General features: G+C 74.3%; 21 protein-coding genes and 1 pseudogene. 9 read left to right on the top strand and 13 right to left on the bottom strand.

The window, feature by feature from the left end; genetic code table 11:
• Nucleotides 1-122: 122 nt before the first annotated feature.
• Nucleotides 123-1,379 (bottom strand): hypothetical protein, encoded by a 1,257-nt coding sequence (locus tag AB0H57_RS24860; protein ID WP_357510323.1) that lies wholly within the window; start codon nt 1,377-1,379, stop codon nt 123-125.
• 45 nt (nt 1,380-1,424) lie between these two features.
• On the opposite strand from AB0H57_RS24860, the gene AB0H57_RS24855 reads away from it, so the two are divergent.
• From AB0H57_RS24855 to AB0H57_RS24840, 4 genes are all read left to right on the top strand, one after another.
• Complete coding sequence (locus AB0H57_RS24855) at nt 1,425-2,033, top strand: RNA polymerase sigma factor (RefSeq protein WP_357510321.1); 609 nt, start codon at nt 1,425-1,427, stop codon at nt 2,031-2,033.
• The gene (locus AB0H57_RS24850; RefSeq protein WP_357510319.1) at nt 2,026-2,742 is read left to right on the top strand and encodes a hypothetical protein; all 717 of its coding nucleotides are present in this window, start codon (nt 2,026-2,028) and stop codon (nt 2,740-2,742) included. The genes AB0H57_RS24855 and AB0H57_RS24850 overlap by 8 nt, the downstream gene beginning before the upstream one ends.
• A gap of 26 nt (nt 2,743-2,768) precedes the next feature.
• Complete coding sequence (locus AB0H57_RS24845) at nt 2,769-3,281, top strand: hypothetical protein (RefSeq protein ID WP_357510317.1); 513 nt, start codon at nt 2,769-2,771, stop codon at nt 3,279-3,281.
• A gap of 188 nt (nt 3,282-3,469) precedes the next feature.
• The gene (locus AB0H57_RS24840; protein ID WP_357510315.1) at nt 3,470-4,894 is read left to right on the top strand and encodes a M1 family metallopeptidase; all 1,425 of its coding nucleotides are present in this window, start codon (nt 3,470-3,472) and stop codon (nt 4,892-4,894) included.
• A gap of 87 nt (nt 4,895-4,981) precedes the next feature.
• Here AB0H57_RS24840 and AB0H57_RS24835 read toward each other — a convergent pair.
• Nucleotides 4,982-5,170 (bottom strand): annotated as a pseudogene (locus tag AB0H57_RS24835) (helix-turn-helix domain-containing protein); the annotation flags it as partial.
• A gap of 187 nt (nt 5,171-5,357) precedes the next feature.
• Between AB0H57_RS24835 and AB0H57_RS24830 the strand changes: the two are divergent.
• The gene (locus tag AB0H57_RS24830; protein WP_357510313.1) at nt 5,358-5,813 is read left to right on the top strand and encodes a hypothetical protein; all 456 of its coding nucleotides are present in this window, start codon (nt 5,358-5,360) and stop codon (nt 5,811-5,813) included.
• Here the strand turns inward: AB0H57_RS24830 and AB0H57_RS24825 are convergent.
• The 6 genes from AB0H57_RS24825 to AB0H57_RS24800 form a co-directional block, all read right to left on the bottom strand.
• Nucleotides 5,810-6,346 (bottom strand): SUKH-4 family immunity protein, encoded by a 537-nt coding sequence (locus AB0H57_RS24825; RefSeq protein ID WP_357510311.1) that lies wholly within the window; start codon nt 6,344-6,346, stop codon nt 5,810-5,812. The two genes, AB0H57_RS24830 and AB0H57_RS24825, sit on opposite strands and share 4 nt — an antisense overlap.
• Nucleotides 6,347-6,422: 76 nt before the next feature.
• On the bottom strand, nt 6,423-6,917 hold the full coding sequence (locus AB0H57_RS24820) for a hypothetical protein (protein WP_357510310.1): 495 nt from the start codon (nt 6,915-6,917) through the stop codon (nt 6,423-6,425).
• A gap of 3 nt (nt 6,918-6,920) precedes the next feature.
• Nucleotides 6,921-7,250: a hypothetical protein gene (locus AB0H57_RS24815; RefSeq protein ID WP_357510308.1), complete on the bottom strand. Its 330-nt coding sequence runs from the start codon at nt 7,248-7,250 to the stop codon at nt 6,921-6,923.
• Nucleotides 7,247-7,669 (bottom strand): YbaB/EbfC family DNA-binding protein, encoded by a 423-nt coding sequence (locus AB0H57_RS24810; protein ID WP_357510306.1) that lies wholly within the window; start codon nt 7,667-7,669, stop codon nt 7,247-7,249. The genes AB0H57_RS24815 and AB0H57_RS24810 overlap by 4 nt, the downstream gene beginning before the upstream one ends.
• 92 nt (nt 7,670-7,761) lie before the next feature.
• Nucleotides 7,762-8,472 carry an RraA family protein gene (locus AB0H57_RS24805; RefSeq protein ID WP_357510304.1) on the bottom strand — a complete coding sequence of 237 codons (711 nt, stop codon included), beginning with the start codon at nt 8,470-8,472 and terminating at the stop codon, nt 7,762-7,764.
• 184 nt (nt 8,473-8,656) lie between these two features.
• A complete protein-coding gene (locus AB0H57_RS24800; protein WP_357510302.1) occupies nt 8,657-9,409 on the bottom strand; it encodes a dienelactone hydrolase family protein in 753 nt (250 codons plus the stop codon).
• 85 nt (nt 9,410-9,494) lie between these two features.
• Between AB0H57_RS24800 and AB0H57_RS24795 the strand changes: the two genes are divergently transcribed.
• The 3 genes from AB0H57_RS24795 to AB0H57_RS24785 all read left to right on the top strand — a co-directional run bounded on the left by AB0H57_RS24795 (nt 9,495) and on the right by AB0H57_RS24785 (nt 11,953).
• On the top strand, nt 9,495-10,565 hold the full coding sequence (locus AB0H57_RS24795) for a zinc-dependent alcohol dehydrogenase family protein (RefSeq protein ID WP_357510300.1): 1,071 nt from the start codon (nt 9,495-9,497) through the stop codon (nt 10,563-10,565).
• Nucleotides 10,566-10,641: 76 nt separating this feature from the next.
• Nucleotides 10,642-10,989, top strand: a complete 348-nt coding sequence (locus tag AB0H57_RS24790; protein ID WP_357510298.1) for a DoxX family protein — start codon at nt 10,642-10,644, stop codon at nt 10,987-10,989.
• Nucleotides 10,990-11,035: 46 nt separating this feature from the next.
• The gene (locus AB0H57_RS24785; RefSeq protein WP_357510296.1) at nt 11,036-11,953 is read left to right on the top strand and encodes an RNA polymerase sigma-70 factor; all 918 of its coding nucleotides are present in this window, start codon (nt 11,036-11,038) and stop codon (nt 11,951-11,953) included.
• Here the strand turns inward: AB0H57_RS24785 and AB0H57_RS24780 are convergent.
• Complete coding sequence (locus AB0H57_RS24780; RefSeq protein WP_357510294.1) at nt 11,950-12,522, bottom strand: WHG domain-containing protein; 573 nt, start codon at nt 12,520-12,522, stop codon at nt 11,950-11,952. The genes AB0H57_RS24785 and AB0H57_RS24780 overlap by 4 nt on opposite strands.
• A gap of 73 nt (nt 12,523-12,595) precedes the next feature.
• Between AB0H57_RS24780 and AB0H57_RS24775 the strand changes: the two genes are divergently transcribed.
• Nucleotides 12,596-13,087: an FBP domain-containing protein gene (locus AB0H57_RS24775; RefSeq protein WP_357510292.1), complete on the top strand. Its 492-nt coding sequence runs from the start codon at nt 12,596-12,598 to the stop codon at nt 13,085-13,087.
• A gap of 7 nt (nt 13,088-13,094) precedes the next feature.
• Here the strand turns inward: AB0H57_RS24775 and AB0H57_RS24770 are convergent, their stop codons facing one another.
• The 4 genes from AB0H57_RS24770 to AB0H57_RS24755 all read right to left on the bottom strand — a co-directional run bounded on the left by AB0H57_RS24770 (nt 13,095) and on the right by AB0H57_RS24755 (nt 16,476).
• Nucleotides 13,095-14,000, bottom strand: a complete 906-nt coding sequence (locus AB0H57_RS24770) for a sulfite exporter TauE/SafE family protein (protein WP_357510290.1) — start codon at nt 13,998-14,000, stop codon at nt 13,095-13,097.
• A complete protein-coding gene (locus AB0H57_RS24765) occupies nt 13,997-14,593 on the bottom strand; it encodes a rhodanese-like domain-containing protein (RefSeq protein WP_357510288.1) in 597 nt (198 codons plus the stop codon). The genes AB0H57_RS24770 and AB0H57_RS24765 overlap by 4 nt, the downstream gene beginning before the upstream one ends.
• Nucleotides 14,594-14,683: 90 nt before the next feature.
• Entirely contained in the window at nt 14,684-16,078 is a 1,395-nt protein-coding gene (locus tag AB0H57_RS24760) for an MBL fold metallo-hydrolase (RefSeq protein WP_357510286.1), read from the bottom strand.
• A gap of 128 nt (nt 16,079-16,206) precedes the next feature.
• Entirely contained in the window at nt 16,207-16,476 is a 270-nt protein-coding gene (locus AB0H57_RS24755; protein ID WP_357510284.1) for a metal-sensitive transcriptional regulator, read from the bottom strand.
• Nucleotides 16,477-16,584: the final 108 nt, after the last annotated feature.

The following is a 16,584-nucleotide window of genomic DNA, read 5'->3' as shown; positions in this document are numbered from 1 at the left end:
GGGCACCGGGCGGTCAGCGGGCGGCCCGCAGGTACGCGTACCGCAGCAGCGGCCGGTAGACCCGGGCCGAGTCGGCCAGCGCGCCGAAGTGCGACGACCGCCGCCGCGCCCCGGGCCGCGCGTCAGGCCGGTGCGGCCAGGCCGCCCAGCCCGACGAGACCGGGTACCGGCACCCGGCCGAGTTCCGCGCCGCTGGTGGTGTCGTGCCAGCTCACCGCCGCCGGCTGGCCGACGTGCAGGCGGCGCCCGTCGGGGCTCAGCACCAGCCCGGTGGCGGGTTCGCGGACCGGCCAGGTGTCGACCGCGCGCAGGGTGGCGAGGTCCACCGCGCGTACGGTCGGGCCGGCGCCGACGAAGAGCCGGTCCCGGCCGGCGACCGCGTGCCCGGTGCCGCCGGGGCCGGCGGCGAGCACGGCGGTCCGGCGTACGGTCAGCTCCTCGGTGGAGACCTCGGCGAGGGCCCCCGACGCGACGTCGACGACGAGCAGCCGGGTGCCGTCGGGGCTGATCGCCATCGCGTGGCCGGCCGCGGCGGCCTCCCCGAACGGGTGTGGCAGGTCGACGCAGTACGCCCACCGCTCGGCGAGGTTGAGCGTGTGCACGAAGGCGTGCACGTTGCCCGGCCGGCCGCTGACCAGGTCCCGGGTGTGCCGGTGGTCCGCCTGGTGGGTGTAGAGCGTGTAGAGCACCCGGCGGTCCGGGGCCAGCACGGCCTGGCGGCCGTCCCCGCGCATCTCCTCCTCGGCCCCGGGCGGCACCGGCGTCTTGTTCCGGGTGCTGAGCGGGCCGGGCGCGCCGGTGGCGAGGTCGACGACGCGGACCCGGTAGCGGTCCGGCGCGGCCGCCGGGAGCCATTCCAGGACGAACAGCCCGGTGTGGTCCGCGCTGAACGCCTCGGGTACGTGGTTGCCGCGCAGTCGCAGCCGGTGCCGGATTCCCGTGGAGTCGACGACCAGCACCGGGCTGGCCGTCCGCCCCGCCGGCCGGTCGGTGGCCCCGTGGGCGTCGGGGGTGAGCGCCACCGTCGTGCCGTCGGTGGAGACGGCCTGCGGCAGCCAGCGTCCGGGGAGCGTGATCGGGACGGAGCCGCGGCCGGTGCCGGTGTCGATCCGGGCGAGGGTGGTGTCGGCGCCGGCGGCGGCGCTCGCCCACAGCGCCGACCCGTCGGCGGTGGCGAGGGCGTGCGGGACGGTCCGCCGGTTCGTGCCCCGCAGCACGGTCATCCCGCCGTCCACCTCGACCAGCAGCGGGTCGGGGACGGCGACGGCGGGCTCCGCGGTCGCGGTGCGGGCGGGTTCGCAGCCGGCCAGCGTGGCGACGCCGGCGCCGGCGAGCGCGGTCAGCAGGGTACGGCGGGTCAGCGGGGTCCTGGACATCATGTCCGAACGACACCGGCCGGCCCGCCCGGGTTCCGCCGGTCGAGGGTGGAACCGGCGCGGCGCGAGCGGTGTCATGAGGATGCACGACGGAGGTGCCCACTGGACGACGCAGAGTTCGTCAGCCGCGCGCGGACCGGTGACCTGGAGGCGTACGAAGCCCTGGTCGCCCGGCACAGCGCGTCCGCGTACCGGACGGCGGTGCTGCTCGGCGCGGGCTCCGACGCCGAGGACGTCATCCAGGAGGCGTTCGTGAAGGGGTACCGCAACCTGTCCCGCTACCGGGGGGCGTCGTCCTTCCGCTCCTGGCTGCTGGCGATCGTCGCGAACGAGACCCGCAACCTGCACCGGTCCCGCAACCGCCGCGACGGCCTGGCCCTGCGGGTGGCCGCGGTGAGTCCCGGGTCGGCGCACGTCGCCGACGGCGGCGTGGACGCCGTCCTCGCCGGGGAGCGCCGCGCCGCGCTGGTCCGGGCCCTGCGCCTGCTGCCGGTACGCGACCGCGAGGTGATCGTCTGCCGGTTCTTCCTCGACCTCAGCGAGGACGAGACGGTGGCGATGCTGGGCTGGCCCCGGGGCACGGTGAAGTCGCGGACCTCCCGGGCGCTGGCGAAGCTGCGCGACCTGCTGGACCACGAGGAGGTCCGCAGTGGCTGATCTCGAACGGGAACTGCGGGACCTGTCCGCCTGGCTGGAAACCCCCGCCGCGCCGGACGTGACCGCCGGGGTAGGCGCCCGGCTGGCCGAGCCGCCACCGCCCCGGCGCCGGTGGCGCTACTGGGTCGCCGCGGCGCTGGCCGCGCTGCTGGTGGCGGTGCTGCCGCCCGGCCGGGCCGCCCTCGCCGACGCCGTGACGGGCCTGCTGCGCTTCGCCGGGGTCGACATCGTCACCTCGGCGCCGGTCCGGCCCACGGCCACCCCGTCGCCGTTGCCGTCGCAGCGGCCCGCCGGCCTCACCGAGGCGCAGCGCCAGGTCCGGTTCCCGATCCGGCTGCCGGCCCGGCTCGGCCCGCCCGAACAGGTGCTGGTCGCCGACCCCGACGCGACGGGCGCGTACCGGGTGGCGACGCTGCTCTACCGAAGTGGAGCGCTGCGGGTCGACGCGTACGACGGGAACCTGGACCCGGTCTTCCTGAAGGGGGCCGGCGGCCCGGGGGTGGCCTGGGTCGAGGTGGGCGGCGACCTCGCGGTGTGGGTGGACGGCCCGCACCCGCTGACGTACGTGGACCGGGCCGGCACGACGCGGGTGGAGACCGCCCGGCTGGCCGCCTCGACGCTGATCTGGCAGGACGCCGGCGTGTGCTACCGGCTGGAGGGCGAGCTGTCCCGGGACGAGGCGATCGCGATCGCCGCCTCATTGCGATAGGAGAGATCAAGGTGGGCAGAGAACTGATGACGGAGGTCTCGCGGTCCGGGCGGCTGGCGGCGTTCGCGCTGGCCGGCGTGGCGGCGCTGGCCGGCTGCCCGGCCGCGCCCGCGGACCCGGCACCGTCCGGCGCGTCATCGGGCGGCCGGCCGGCGGTCGCCGCCAGCGGCGGGGCGGGCTGCCCGGCGACGGGCCGGCTGCCCGAGCCGGGCGGGTCGTTGGAGCGGCAGGGCACCGGTACCGGCGCGACGCTGTGGGCGCTGTTCTTCCCCCGTACGCCGGTGCTCAGCCCGGGCACCGAGGTCAAGGTGGCCTGGCGGATGACCGGCAGTGGCGACTTCGCCATCAGCGCCGCCGGGCCCGACGGGACGGTCCTCGCGCCCGTCTGGGGTCCGGAGTCGCACGGCGCCAGCAGCTGGGAGCGACCCGGCGACGAGTGGGGCACCGGCTGGACGTTCCCGACCGCCGGCTGCTGGACGATCACCGCGCGGCGCGGCGCCGACTCGGCAGCGCTGGTGGTGCGGGTGGCGGACGCCTGAGGGATGGCGGCCGGGCCGTCCGGTGGCCCCGGCCTGCGCTCCGGGTGCGCCGGCATCGGCCGGACGGCTCACGAACGGGGCCCCGGGCCGGTGGACGCTTGACGGATCCGCCTCCGGTGCGGGTGGATGGGGGTCGATCATCCGATCATCCCTCGCTACCTGGCGTTTCCCCCTCGGAGAGGATGCACATGACGATCCCCCGCCTGCGCGGCGCCGCGCTGGCCACGGTCGCCCTGATGGCCACCGGCTCGGTCGTGGCACCGGGCTCGGCCGGCGCCGCACCCGGCGCACCCGGCACCCCCCGCTACACGGCCGGCGCGCCGACCGTCGGCGACCCCTACTTCCCCGACCAGGGCAACGGCGGATACGACGTCCAGCACTACGACCTCGTCTTCTCCTACGACCCGGCGACCCGCTTCATGGACGCCACCGCGACGATCACCGCGGTCGCCACCCAGGACCTCGACCAGTTCAACCTGGACTTCCGCGGCCCGGAGGTCTCCTCGGTCACCGTCGACGGGCACGCCCACGCCTTCACCCGCGACGGCCAGGAGCTGATCGTCACGCCGCGGCCGAAGCTGAAGGCCGGGCAGACGTTCACCGTGGTGGTCCGCTACGCCGGCGTGCCCGGCCCGGTGACCGACCCGGACGGGTCGATCGAGGGTTGGGTGCCCACCGACGACGGCGCCTTCGTCGTCGGCGAGCCGCAGGGCACCCCCGCCTGGCTGCCCACCAACGACCACCCGACCGACAAGGCCACCTTCCGGTTCACCGCCACCGTGCCCGAGGGGCTCACCGCCGTCGGCAACGGCCAGTTGCTGTCCCAGCAGACCCGCGACGGCCGGACCACGTTCGTCTGGGACAACACCGAGCCGATGGCCACCTACCTGGCGACCATCACCATCGGCAAGTTCAAGGTCACCGAGTCGACCACCCCTGACGGGATCCCGTCGTACGTCGCGATCGACGAACGGCTGGTGGAAGGGTCGGCCGACGCGGTGTCGCAGATGCCGAAGATGCTGAAGTTCTTCACCGAGAAGTTCGGGCCGTACCCGTTCGCCTCCACCGGCGCGATCATCGACTACGCCCCGAACGTGGGCTACGCCCTGGAGACCCAGACCAAGCCGATCTTCTCCAACCGGGCGAGCGTCGGCACCATGGCGCACGAGCTGGCCCACCAGTGGTACGGCGACAGCGTCTCGCCGCGGCGCTGGTCGGACATCTGGCTCAACGAGGGCTTCGCCACCTACGCCCAGTGGATGTACACCGAACACAACGGTGGCGCCTCGGTTCAGCAGACCTTCAACAGCTCCAGCAACTACGGGCGGGCCGCGTCGGCGTCGTTCTGGCAGATCGTGCTGGCCGACCCCGGTCCGGAGGAGATGTTCAGCAACATCCCGTACAACCGGGGGGCGATGACCCTGCACGCGCTGCGCGGCAAGGTCGGCGACGACGCCTTCTTCCGGATCCTGCGGCAGTGGGCGGCGATCCACCGGCACAGCGACGCCGCCACGGCGGATTTCGTCGCGCTGGCCGAGCGGGAGTCCGGGCAGAACCTCGGCGCGTTCTTCGACGTGTGGCTGCGCCAGAAGGGCAAGCCGACCACCTGGTGACCGGGCGGCGGGGCCCCGCGATCCGAGGGGTCGCGGGGCCCCGCGCGTCCTCCCGCCCCCGGCCACCGCCCAATCCCCAGCCGGCGGTCAGCCCGCCGGCGAGCGCACCTGCGTCTGCCGGAAGGTCCGCAGGGTGACCCCGAACCTGGCGACGAAGGCCTGCCGCAGTGTCTCGGCCGACCGGAAGCCGCAGCGGCGGGCGACCTGCTCCAGCGGCAGATCCGTCGTGGTGGTCAGGCGGGCGGCGATCTCGAGGCGGATCCGCCGGACGACGGCGGCCGGTGACGCAGGCGATGTCGATCAGTTCGGCAGCGGGATACCCGACCACCACGACCTGCCTCGATGCCATACGGGACGCCTAGGAGAACGGATCCGCGCCTGTGCGCCAGGTTTCCCAGGAAACGGGCCAGGGTCGCCGCCGCCCACTGGCGGGCCAGGGCTGGCCGCTGCCACCCTGCTTGCCATGAGCCAGTCACCGAAGCTCGCGGAGACCGTCGCGCAGCGGGCCCCCCGTAGCCGGCGCGCCTTCGTCCTGCACTTCGTCGAGATGGTCGTGGTGATGTTCGTCGGCATGGGCGTGTTCAGCGGCCTGGCCGCCCTCGCCTTCGGCGCCGCCGGCAGCAGCCTCTCCGATCAGTCCGGCGCGTTCCGGGTCATGCTGATGGGCGTCAACATGACCGTGCCGATGGTCCTCTGGATGGCCTTCCGCGGGCATTCCGCGCCGCGCAACCTGGAGATGGCGGCCGCCATGCTCGGGCCCACCGGCGTCGCCGCGGCCCTGGTCGGCGCGGGCGCCCTCGACGTGATGGCGGGCATGGCGGTGCAGCACGTCGTCATGATCCCGGCGATGCTCGGCGTCATGCTCTGGCGCTACGACGAGTACGCCCACCGGCACGCCGGACGCCGCGGCGGGCGTTAGCGGCTGGACTCCAGCTGGTCGAACGCCGTGTTCCACCACGACTCCGGGTCGCCGAACGCGGCCGGGTCCACCGACCGCAGGTCCGCCCGGATCCGGGCGGCCCGCTCGGCCCGTTCCCGGCCACCGGGGTCGGTGGCGATGAGCTGGCCCAGCCGGTACAGGAACTCCACGAACGCGGCGAAGGTGACGTTCACCGTCTCCAGGTTGGGGGTCTGCACGTCCAGCAGGATCACCTCGCCGCCGGCCGCGTCCAGGCAGAACAGCAGCGCCGGGTCCTCCGGCGAGCCACCGAGCACCACGTACGACCGCGGTTCCGCCTCGCCCACCTCGATCCGCAGGGCGGAGAAGAGTTCCACCTCGGGCGCCGCCACGTCCACCGTGAACAGGATCGGCACCTCCACCGGCAGCGCGCCGTCCGGTGGGAACACCTCCGGACCCAGCGGCCCGAGGATCGCGTCGAACCGCTCCACCGGAAAGTAGATGACACCCTGTTCGCCCCAGAGGGCGACGAGTTCCTCGCGGGTGACCGTCACCGCTCCTCCTCCGCGTCGTCGACCGCCCCTGCCCGGCCGATAGTAGCGGGGTTCGGGCGGCGACCATGCTCCCCGGTCAGGCCTCCAGCAGCTGGGTGATGACCTGGTCGATCAGCAGTCCCACGATCTCCCGGGTGATCATCTGGAAGATCGGGATCTCGGCCAGCGAGGCGCCGAAGGTCACCACCGCGGTCGCGATCGCCTGGGCGACCTCGAACGCGAGGATCACCAGCTGCACGATCACCTGGATCTTCAACGCCAGCACGATGACCGCGCAGACGATCAGGCCGGCGCCGAGGAGGACGGCGGCCTGGACCCCGTCGCGGAGCACCACCGGCCCGTTCTGCTCGCCGCTCCACCACCCCTGGAACGCCTGCACCGCGGGCCCGACGTTCTGCGACCAGACCTGCGCCGCGCCCGCGTCCGCCGCGCCGGCGGCCGAGCCGATCCGGCCGGCGAAGTCCAGCCACGCCTGGCCCATCTCGAACAACTTCTCCTCGTCGGCCTCCGGCCAGGTGTAGCCGATCCAGCCGAGCGCGGTGATCAGCTCACCGGGCAGCGCAAGCCCCATCGGTCACCCCAACCCGGCGGCCAGCGAGCGCATCGAGTCGGCCCCGTCCTCGTCGACCCGCTCGTACGCGTCGGCCATACCGGACACGTCCTCGCCGGCGGAGCCGATCTCCTCCCCCGCGCTCGCCACGCAGTCGAAGAGGTAGGCGGCCACCTCGGTGTACGCGACCCCGATCAGGGAGCCGATGTCGTCACCGCCCCACGGCTCGCCGTAGCCACGCAGCTGCGCCTCGAACCCGTCCAGGTCGGCGAGGAACCCCTGCGCGACGTCGGAGAGGGTGTGCCCGGCGTCGCGCAGCGCCTCCGGACGCACCTCGAAGCCGCCGCCGCTCACCGGGCCCCGCCCCGGGCCGCCCGCTCCTGCGCCTCCGTCAGCGCCTGGAGGAACGCGCCGAGCCGGGGCACCGCCGTGTCGCGGACCTGCTCCACCTGCTCGCGCAACTGCGACAGGTCCCCGAGCTGCGGGGCCGCCCCGGCCCGATCGCGCAAGGTGTCGATCGCCGCGTTGACGGCGGTGACGATGTGCTCGGTCAGCTCCTCCGAGCCGAGTCGCATGAGCCGAGGCTCGACCCACAGCGACCGCAGCCGGCCGTCCGGCGCCAGTTCGGCGCGGACCTGACCCTCCGCCGCCTCGCCGACCGGCGGCACCGCCTCGGCGCCGTCGGCGTCCGCAGCCGGATTGACCGTCCGAAGTGCCTCCAGCGTGACGTTCAGCATGCGGGTGAACTCACCACCGACCGGATCCGCCGTCATCCGTCCTCCCCAAGGCCGAGCGGACCGAGCCTAACCGACCGGAGCCACCGGGTCCGTCCGGTCCGGACGGCGCCGGCGAGGAGAGGCGAGGCTCACTCCTCGATCGCGCCGCCCACCGCCCGCAGGTGCTCCCGGAAGGTCAGCGCCGGGTTCCGGGTCCGCCCGGCCAGGTACGCCTCGAAACCCACCTGCGCCCGCAGCGACTCGCCGACCCGGATCCGGTCGGCCTGCCGCCGCTCGGTGTCCCGAATGGACTCCGCCAGGTCGAACAGCTCCCCCACCCGGTCGGCCGGCGCGAACAGCACACCGTCCTCGTCGGCCAGCGCGACGTCGCCGTCGTCGACGGTCCACTGGCCGACCCGGGCCGAGGTCAACGCCGCGGCGGGTCGGGCGTCGAGCCGCTGCGGCCCGGCGGGCATGGCCCCGAGGCTGAACACCGGCAGCCCGACCGCCCGGATGTCGACGGTGTCCCGATGCAGGCCCCACACGACCAGCCCGGCCAGGCCGGCGGCCTGCGCCTCCAGCACCACCAGGTCACCGACGCACGCCTCGTCGCCGCGCCCGGCGTTGTCGACCACCAGCACGTCACCGGGTGCGGCGCGGTCGATCACCTCCAGGAAGATGTCGACGCTGCCGACGTGCCGGGCCGGCAGCACCCGCCCGGCCAGCCGGCCGCCGGCCACCACCGGCCGCAGCTCGGGCGGGGCGCACCGCACCGGGACGCCGGCCCGCAGGCACGCGTCGGCGACGTGGGCGGTGGTCAGCTCGGCGAAGCGTCGCGGCAGCTCCGGATCGGTCGTCATGGCCCGACGCTAGCCAGCCCGGCCGGCGGTGACAGGCACCAGTTCCCGGTCCGTGGCCTGCCGCCGTGCGGGCCCTCCTCGATCGTTGGCGGCTGGTCGGTCCCGACCCGCCGGCCGCGCGACGGCTGAGCCGCCAACGATCGCCCGGGTGTCCGCGCGACGTCGCCGGGTGCGGCGCCGGAGGTCAGCGGCGGAAGGTGCGGTCGAGCAGGTCGAACAGGGCGGCCCAGTGCCGCTCGGTGGCCCGCTCGTCGTACATCGGGGTGTCCGCCTGGGTGAAGCCGTGCCGGGCCCCGGGATAGACCTCGGAGCGGTGGCGGACCCCGGCGGCGTCCAGCGCCTTCTCCAGGGTGGCGATCTGCTCGGCCGTCATCGACGGGTCCTGGTCGGCGTGGCCGAAGTACAGCTCGCCGGTGACCGAACCCACACCCAGGTGCGGGCTGTCCGGGGCGTCGGTGACCACCCGCCCCGCGTGGAAGGCCGCCGCCGCGGCGAGCCGGACCGGGTGCGCCTCGATGGCGCGCAGCGCGTTCGTGCCGCCCATGCAGTATCCGATGATCGCCGCCGGGCCGGGCGCCACCTGCGGTTGCGCGGCCAGGAAGTCCAGGTAGGCGGCGGTGTCCCGGGCCACCACCTCCGGGGTCAGCGCGGCCATCATGGGCGCGAGCTGCCTGAACAGCGCCGCGCGGTGGGTCTCGTCGCCGAGGCCGGACAGGTCGACCAGGGGTGCCCGGCCGGCGCGGTGGAACAGGTTGGGCACCAGCACGACGTAGCTGCGCGCCGCGATCGTCGCGGCCAGCTCGGCCAGCCCCGGCCGCAGCCCGAACGCGTCCATGAAGACCAGCACGGCCGGGAACGGTCCGTCCCCGTCGGGCCGGACGAGGTACGCGTCGGCCACCCCGTCGCCGGTCGGCACGTCCACGGTCGTGGTCTGCACTGCGGTCCTCCTCGCGCCGGGTTCCGACTCCGCACGCTACGCCCGCCCGGGCGGGCCGGCAGGCCGGCGTGTCAGGATGCGGCACATGCGTGCGGTGATCTTCGACGAGTTCGGTGTCCGGCCCGAGGTACGCGAGGTGCCCGATCCCGACCCGGCGCCTGACGGCGTGGTGATCAGGGTCGAGGCGACCGGGCTGTGCCGCAGCGACTGGCACGGCTGGCGGGGCCACGACCCGGACGTCCGCCCGCCGCACGTGCCCGGGCACGAGTTCGCCGGCGTGGTGGCGGCGGTCGGTGCCGGCGTACGCGGTTGGCGGCCCGGCGACCGGGTCACCGCGCCGTTCGTCTGCGCGTGCGGCCGGTGCCCGGCCTGCCTCGCCGGTGACCAGCAGGTCTGTGAGCGGCAGACGCAGCCGGGCTTCACCCACTGGGGTTCGTTCGCGCAGTACGTGGCGGTACGCGACGCGGACGTCAACCTGATCCGGCTCCCCGACGAGCTGGACCACCCGGTCGCGGCGGCGCTCGGCTGCCGGTTCGCGACCGCGTTCCGGGCGGTGGTGAGCCAGGGGCGGGTCGCCGCCGGTGAGTGGGTGGCGGTGCACGGCTGTGGCGGGGTCGGCCTGTCCGCGGTGATGATCGCGGCGGCGTGCGGCGCCCGGGTGGTGGCCGTCGACGTCTCCCCCGGCGCGCTGGCGCTGGCCCGGGCCGCCGGGGCGGACGTCTGCCTGGATGCGAGCGCGCTGACCGGGCCCGGCGCGGTGGTGGCCGCGGTCCGGGAGGCGACCGGCGGCGGCGCGCACCTGTCGCTGGACGCGTTGGGCAGCCACCCGACCTGCGTCGCCTCGATCGAGGGGCTGCGGCGGCGGGGGCGCCACGTCCAGGTCGGCCTGCTGCCGCCCGCGCTGGGCCGACCGGCGCTGCCGATGGAGCTGGTGGTGGCGTACGAGTTGGAGCTGCGAGGCAGCCACGGGATGGCCGCGCACGCGTACCCGGAGCTGCTGCGGCTGGTCACCGCCGGGGTGCTGCGCCCCGGTGAGTTGATCACCCGCACCATCGGCCTCGGCGAGGCGCCCGACGCGCTGGTCGCGATGGACCGGGTCGCGCCGGGCGGGATGTGTCTCATCCGGCCGGGGGCGAACGGGTCGACTGTGGCGTAGGTCACGCCACCTCACGGCGGGCCGCGCCCGGGTCGTCTCGTGGTCGTCAGCTCGTACCGACCCGAGGAGCAGGACAATGTCCACCGCGTACACCGTCGTCACCGTCGCCGCCGCCCTCTGGGTGGGTTTCTCCGCCGCCTGCGCCTTCTTCCGTGCGCCGTGGGTGGTCGGCCCGCTCGCCGAGTACGGCGTCCCCCGCTCGTGGTGGCCGTGGCTCGGCGCGGCCAAGGCCGCCGGGGCGCTCGGCCTGCTGGTGGGGCTGTTCGTGCCGGTGATCGGGGTGCTGGCCGCCGTCGGTCTCGTGATCTACTTCGTCGGGGCGGTCGTCACCGTCGTCCGGGCACGCGCGTACGCGCACGTGCCGTTCCCGCTGCTGTACCTGGCACCGGTCGTCGGCGCGCTGGCCCTCGGGTTCGCGGCCTGACCGCCTCGACGGCAGGAGCGCGGACCCCCGACGACAGGAGCACCGGATGCACGCCGACCAGCAGCCGCAGGAGACGTTCCAGGCCCACCGGGATCTGTTGTTCTCGGTGGCGTACCGCATCCTCGGCACCGCCGCCGACGCCGAGGACGCGGTGCAGGACGCCTGGTTGAAGTGGTCGGGGGCCGACCGGTCGCGGGTGGCCGACCACCGGGCGTACCTGGTACGGATCGTGTCGAACCTGGCGCTGGACCGGCTGCGGTCGGCCCGGGTGCGGCGCGAGAGCTACGTCGGGCCGTGGCTGCCCGAGCCGATCCTGACCAGCAGCGACGCCGCCGAGGACGTGGCCGCGGCCGAGTCGGTGTCGATGGCGCTGCTGGTGGTGCTGGAGACGCTGAGCCCGCTGGAACGGGCGGTGTTCGTGTTGCGGGAGGTCTTCGGGTTCAGCCACGCGGAGATCGCCGAGGCGGTCAGCCGCTCGGAGGAGAGCGTGCGGCAGGCCGCGCACCGGGCCCGCGGGCACGTGCGGGCCCGGCGGCCCCGGTTCCACGCCGACCGGGCCCGCCAGCGGCAGGTGACCGAGCGGTTCCTCGCCGCCGCCTCGGGCGGCGACCTCAACACCCTGCTGGAACTGCTCGCCCCGGACGTGACGGTGTGGACCGACGGTGGCGGCAAGGTACACCAGGCGATGCGCCCGGTCACCGGCGCGGCGCCGGTGGCGACCTGGTTCGCGACCCTCGGCCGGCGCCCCTACCAGGGGGTGGAGTTCGATGCCATGACGATCGAGTTCGTCGAGGTCAACGGCGGGCCGGGCATCGTGTTCACCGGGGCCGGCCGGGTCATCGCCACCATGGTCCTCGACGTCGACGAGCAGGGCCGCATCGCCACCATCCGCAGCATCGCCAACCCCGACAAGCTCGGTGCGGTGGCCGCCCGGACCGTCCACCCCGTCAAGCCCGCCCGCTAGCGCGGGTGTGGCCAGTTGCGCAACAGGGCGTCGAGGGCGTCCATGGTGCGCGACCAGGTCTCCTCGGTGTCGGGGGCGCTGTGGCTGAAGCCGCCCCCCAGCTCCAGGCTGACGTAGCCGTGGAAGACGCTGCCCAGCAGCCGCACCGCGTGCGTCTGGTCCGGCTCGGGCAGGTGGTAGCCGCGCAGGATCGCCCGGGTCAGTTGGGCGTGCCGGCCGCCGGCGCTGGCGGCGGCCGGCGCCGGGTCGAGCCGGAGCTGGGCGGCGGCGTACCGCCCGGGATGCTCCCGGGCGTAGTCGCGGTAGACGTTCGCGAGTGCGGTCAGGGCGTCCTTGCCGGCCCGGCCGGCCACCGCGTCCGCGGCGCGGTCGGCCAGTTCCGCCAGGGCGAGCAGGGCGATCCCGGTCCGCAGGTCGTGCGTGCCGCGCAGGTGCGAGTAGAGGCTGGCGACCTTGACGTCGAACCGTCGGGCCACCGCCGAGACGGTCACCTGGTCGAAGCCGACCTCGTCGGCCAGCTCCGCTCCCGCCTGGATCAGGCGTTCGGTGCTCAGTCCCGCGCGCGCCATGTCCCTCCTCGGGTCGCCACCGTCACCGATTATGCATTTGCCTAACACCTTTAGGCAAATTAGCGTGGGGCTTATGAAGCCGCTGACCGAGCACGAGATCCGCGCCGCGTTCGTGAACTGCACCAAGGGCCAGGCGAAGCGGCTGTTCGTCCCGCGCGACCTGAACGACCGTCCCTGGGACGACCTGGACTACCTCGGCTGGCGGGACCCGCAGTCCCCGGACCGCGCCTACCTCGTCGCCGAGTTGGACGGCCGCCCCCGGGCCCTCGCCCTGCGCCGCCCCAGCCCCGGCGCCGGGCGGATGCAACGCGGCATGTGCTCGATGTGCCTGACCACCCACACCGGCAACGTCAGCCTGATGGTCGCCCCGAAGGCGGGCAAGGCCGGGCAGCAGGGCAACACCGTGGGCACCTACCTCTGCGCCGACCTCGACTGCTCGCTCTACGTCCGAGGTCGCAAGGACGCGGGCGCCGGCGCCCGGCTCCAGGAGTCGCTGTCGGTCGAGGAGAAGATCGAGCGGACGGTGGCCAACCTGGCCGGGTTCGTCGCCCGGGTCATGGCCTGACGTCGGTTCAGGGCCGGGGCGCCGACCCGACCGGGGACCGGTCGACCGGCTGGCGGTGGGCCGAGCGCTCCCGCCGACCGTTCCGGACGGCCACCGCCACGGCGACCGCGAGGCCGACCGCCGCGCCGGTCCACAGCAGCGGGTTGCTCCGCAGCCCTTCCGGCAGCTGCTGGCCGAGGACGAAGACGCCCATCACCACCACGAACCAGCCGAACGCCTGGCGCAGCAGGTCGGCGGGGATCTTGCCGGCCAGCCGGCCGCCGAGCAGGCTGCCGACGACGGCGGCGGCCGTGACCGCGGCCGCGAGGCCCCAGTTGATCTGCACGCTGGACAGGTAGCCGGCCAGGCCGGCGAAGGACTTCATCGCGATGACCAGCAGCGAGGTGCCGACCGCGACCGGCATCGGCAGGCCGCCGAGCAGGGCCAGGGCGGGCACCACCAGGAAGCCGCCGCCCGCGCCGACGAGGCCGGTGACCAGGCCGACGACGACGCCGTCGAGGATCACCCGCGGCACCGGCAACTCGTGCGGGACCGGTTTGCCCTCGGTGGAGCGCCGGCCCCGGATCATGGCGACCGCGGTGGCCAGCATCATGATCGCGAAACCGGTGAGCAGGACCGCCGCCGGGACGAACTCGGCCAGCCGGCCGCCGGCGTACGCGCCGGTCATCCCGGCGACGCCGAAGACCAGGCCGGTACGCCAGCGCACCCGGTGGGCGCGGGCGTGCGGCAGCACCCCGACGGCGCTGGTGACGCCGACGACCAGCAGCGAGGTGGCGATCGCCTCCTTGGCCGGCAGGTCGGCGACGTACACCAGCAGCGGTACGGCGAGGATGGAGCCGCCGCCGCCGAGCAGGCCGAGGCTGATCCCGATCAGCACGGCCAGCCCGACGGTCAGCAGCAGCGTGGCACTCACGCCCGTTCCCCGGTCTGGCGCAGCTGGCCGACGACGCTGTCCAGGTCGCAGCTGGCGCCCCGGTTGTACGGCAGCTTGCTCAGCAGCATGCCCATCGCGCAGGTGTTGCTCAGCGCGGCGAAGGTGAGCCCGGCGCCGATGAATCCGGCGACCCACTTCAGCCCGGGCACGAACACCGAGCCCAGGATGGCGAGGAGCACGATCGAGCCGGCGACCAGCCGGACCTGCCGCTCCAGGTCCCAGCGCTGCCGGCCCTGGGCGATCGGGGCGCTGCTGGCCTGCCAGGCGAGCATGCCGCCGTTGAGGACCTTCAGGTTCGGCAGGCCGATCTCGGCGAGCGCCTGCTGGGCCTGCCCGGCGCGGGCGCCGGAGCGGCAGATCAGCACCACGTCCTCGTCGAGGTGGCTGCGCAGCTCCGCCCGGTGTTCCTTGAGCAGGTCCAGCGGGACGTTGTAGGCGCCGGGGATGTGCAGGGTCTCGAACTCGGCCGGGGTGCGCACGTCGAGCAGGCGGGGGGCGCGGCCGGAGTCGATCAGCTCCCGCAGGGTGGTGGCGTCGACGGTGGCCGGGCGGGTGGTCTCGGAAGCGGTCATGTCTCCTCGTTCCTGGTGAGTCGCCGGGGGCAGGGCAGGGTGGAGCGCCGGCGGGCGCGCGGTCGCGCCGGCCGGGGGTCGGGTACGGGATCAGTCGGCCATGGCGACGCCGGCCGCCTCGGCCCGGTCGAACTTGTCGTCGATGACGACGACCTCGCGGCCGGCGTTGGCCAGCAGCGACGCCGCGGCGGTGGCCCGGTAGCCGGAGCCGCAGTGCACCCAGACCACGCCGGCCGGTACGTCGCCGATCCGCCTGGGCAGGTCCGGCAGCGGGATGTGCACGGCGCCCTCGACGTGGCGGTCGCGCCACTCGTTGGTCATCCGCACGTCGAGCACCACGTCGGGGGCGGGCAGGCCGGCCGGGGTGTCGCCGGCGCGGGCCGCCGCGAGCGCCGGAAAGTCGGCCAGCCGCAGCTCACGCAGCCGGCCGGGGTCGGTGGTCCACTGCTCGGCCTCGCCGGTGGCCTGCGCGGCGGGCCGGTCGATGCCGATGCGGACCAGTTCCCGCTGGGCGTCGGCGACCTGTTCCGGCGTCTCGGCGAGCAGGGTGATCGGGACGCCCCAGTCGATCAGCCAGCCGAGCCAGGTGGACATCGGCCCGTCCAGGCCGAGGCTGACCGTGCCGGCCAGGTGCGACGCGGCGTACGCCTTGCGGTGGCGCAGGTCGACCACCCACTCGCCGGCGGCGATCCGCTCGCGCAGCTGGGCGGCGTCGGCCCGGGCGACCGGGGTGAGGTCGACCGCGGCCGGCCCGGCGGTGTTCGCCACGCCCATGTGGGCGTAGTACGCCGGGTAGGCGTCGAGGCCGGCCAGGGTCTGGGTGACGAACTCGTCGGCGGCCAGTCGCAGCACCTGGTTCGCCTGCTTCTCCCGCCCGATGGTGGAGTCGGGGGCGTCGGCCTGGCTGGCCGAGCAGAAGCTGCCGAAGCCGTGCGTCGGCCAGACCTGGGCGCCGTCGGGCAGCAGGTCGGCCAGCCGCCTCGCGGAGGCGTGCTGGTGGTGAGCCAGTTCGTGGGCGTGTTCCTGGCCGAGCAGGTCGGTGCGTCCGGTGGTGCCGAACAGCAGCGACCCGCCGGTGAAGACGCCCGCCGGCTGCCAGTCGCCGTCGGTGGCCTCGTCGAGGACGTACGACAGGTGGTGGAAGGTGTGGCCCGGGGTGGCGACCACCCGCAGGCGCAGCGAGTCCGACACTCCGACCACGTCGCCGTCGGCGACCGCCGTACGGTCGAAGCCGACCTCGTCGGCGGCGGCGACCAGGTAGTGGGCGCCGGTCACCCGGGCCAGCTCCAGCCCGCCGGAGACGTAGTCGTTGTGGATGTGCGTCTCCACCACGTGGGTGATCCGCACCCCCCGCGCGCCGGCCAGGTACAGGATCCGGTCGATGTCCCTCTGGGGGTCGACCACGATCGCCGCCCGCCCGTCCGAGGCGAGGTAGCTGCGGTCGCCGAGCGAGGACGTCGCGATGACGGACACCTCGACTGCCATGTGCCGTTCTCCCTTCCGTATTCTCAACATACCCTGGGGGGTATGCAGGAAACGCACCTCTCCCATGCGTGGAACGCGTGAGGAGTACCCGCCCGCACCGTGGCTACACGGCGTGGGCGGGTCTCCGCTCAGGCCAGCGCGAGAAAGAGCTTCTCCAGCTCATCCTCGGTCATCTCCGGCTCCTCGCCGCGATCACGAGTGGCGCCGCAGTGTCGCATCCCGGAGGCGATGATCTTGAATCCGGCCCGGTCGATGGCCTTGGACACCGCCGCGAGCTGGGTCAGCGTCGCCCGGCAGTCCTCACCGTTCTCCATCATTTCGATGACCGCGTTGAGCTGCCCGCGAGCCCGCTTGAGTCGGGTCAGCGCATCACCGGTCATCTCAGGCCGAAGCTTCACCGCACCACCTCCTACGTCCAGGATACCCCGGGGGGTTTCATTCTGCCAAACGGATACCCCCGCCGGTGTGGTCAACCGCGAGGTCCGCCGACGGATTCCCACTCTCCA

The sequence above is a fragment of the Micromonospora sp. NPDC050686 genome (assembly GCF_040654475.1).
GTDB lineage: Bacteria > Actinomycetota > Actinomycetes > Mycobacteriales > Micromonosporaceae > Micromonospora.
This window is presented reverse-complemented; position numbering and strand designations above follow the sequence as displayed.

Bases quoted from the DNA above. Each gene is read 5' to 3' on its own strand.
- AB0H57_RS24860 (WP_357510323.1), bottom strand. From the start codon at position 1,379: ATGATGTCCAGGACCCCGCTGACCCGCCGTACCCTGCTGACCGCGCTC.
- AB0H57_RS24845 (WP_357510317.1), top strand. From the start codon at position 2,769: ATGACGGAGGTCTCGCGGTCCGGGCGGCTGGCGGCGTTCGCGCTGGCC.
- AB0H57_RS24840 (WP_357510315.1), top strand. From the start codon at position 3,470: ATGACGATCCCCCGCCTGCGCGGCGCCGCGCTGGCCACGGTCGCCCTG.
- AB0H57_RS24830 (WP_357510313.1), top strand. From the start codon at position 5,358: ATGAGCCAGTCACCGAAGCTCGCGGAGACCGTCGCGCAGCGGGCCCCC.
- AB0H57_RS24820 (WP_357510310.1), bottom strand. From the start codon at position 6,917: ATGGGGCTTGCGCTGCCCGGTGAGCTGATCACCGCGCTCGGCTGGATC.
- AB0H57_RS24810 (WP_357510306.1), bottom strand. From the start codon at position 7,669: ATGACGGCGGATCCGGTCGGTGGTGAGTTCACCCGCATGCTGAACGTC.
- AB0H57_RS24805 (WP_357510304.1), bottom strand. From the start codon at position 8,472: ATGACGACCGATCCGGAGCTGCCGCGACGCTTCGCCGAGCTGACCACC.
- AB0H57_RS24795 (WP_357510300.1), top strand. From the start codon at position 9,495: ATGCGTGCGGTGATCTTCGACGAGTTCGGTGTCCGGCCCGAGGTACGC.
- AB0H57_RS24790 (WP_357510298.1), top strand. From the start codon at position 10,642: ATGTCCACCGCGTACACCGTCGTCACCGTCGCCGCCGCCCTCTGGGTG.
- AB0H57_RS24785 (WP_357510296.1), top strand. From the start codon at position 11,036: ATGCACGCCGACCAGCAGCCGCAGGAGACGTTCCAGGCCCACCGGGAT.
- AB0H57_RS24780 (WP_357510294.1), bottom strand. From the start codon at position 12,522: ATGGCGCGCGCGGGACTGAGCACCGAACGCCTGATCCAGGCGGGAGCG.
- AB0H57_RS24775 (WP_357510292.1), top strand. From the start codon at position 12,596: ATGAAGCCGCTGACCGAGCACGAGATCCGCGCCGCGTTCGTGAACTGC.
- AB0H57_RS24765 (WP_357510288.1), bottom strand. From the start codon at position 14,593: ATGACCGCTTCCGAGACCACCCGCCCGGCCACCGTCGACGCCACCACC.
- AB0H57_RS24760 (WP_357510286.1), bottom strand. From the start codon at position 16,078: ATGGCAGTCGAGGTGTCCGTCATCGCGACGTCCTCGCTCGGCGACCGC.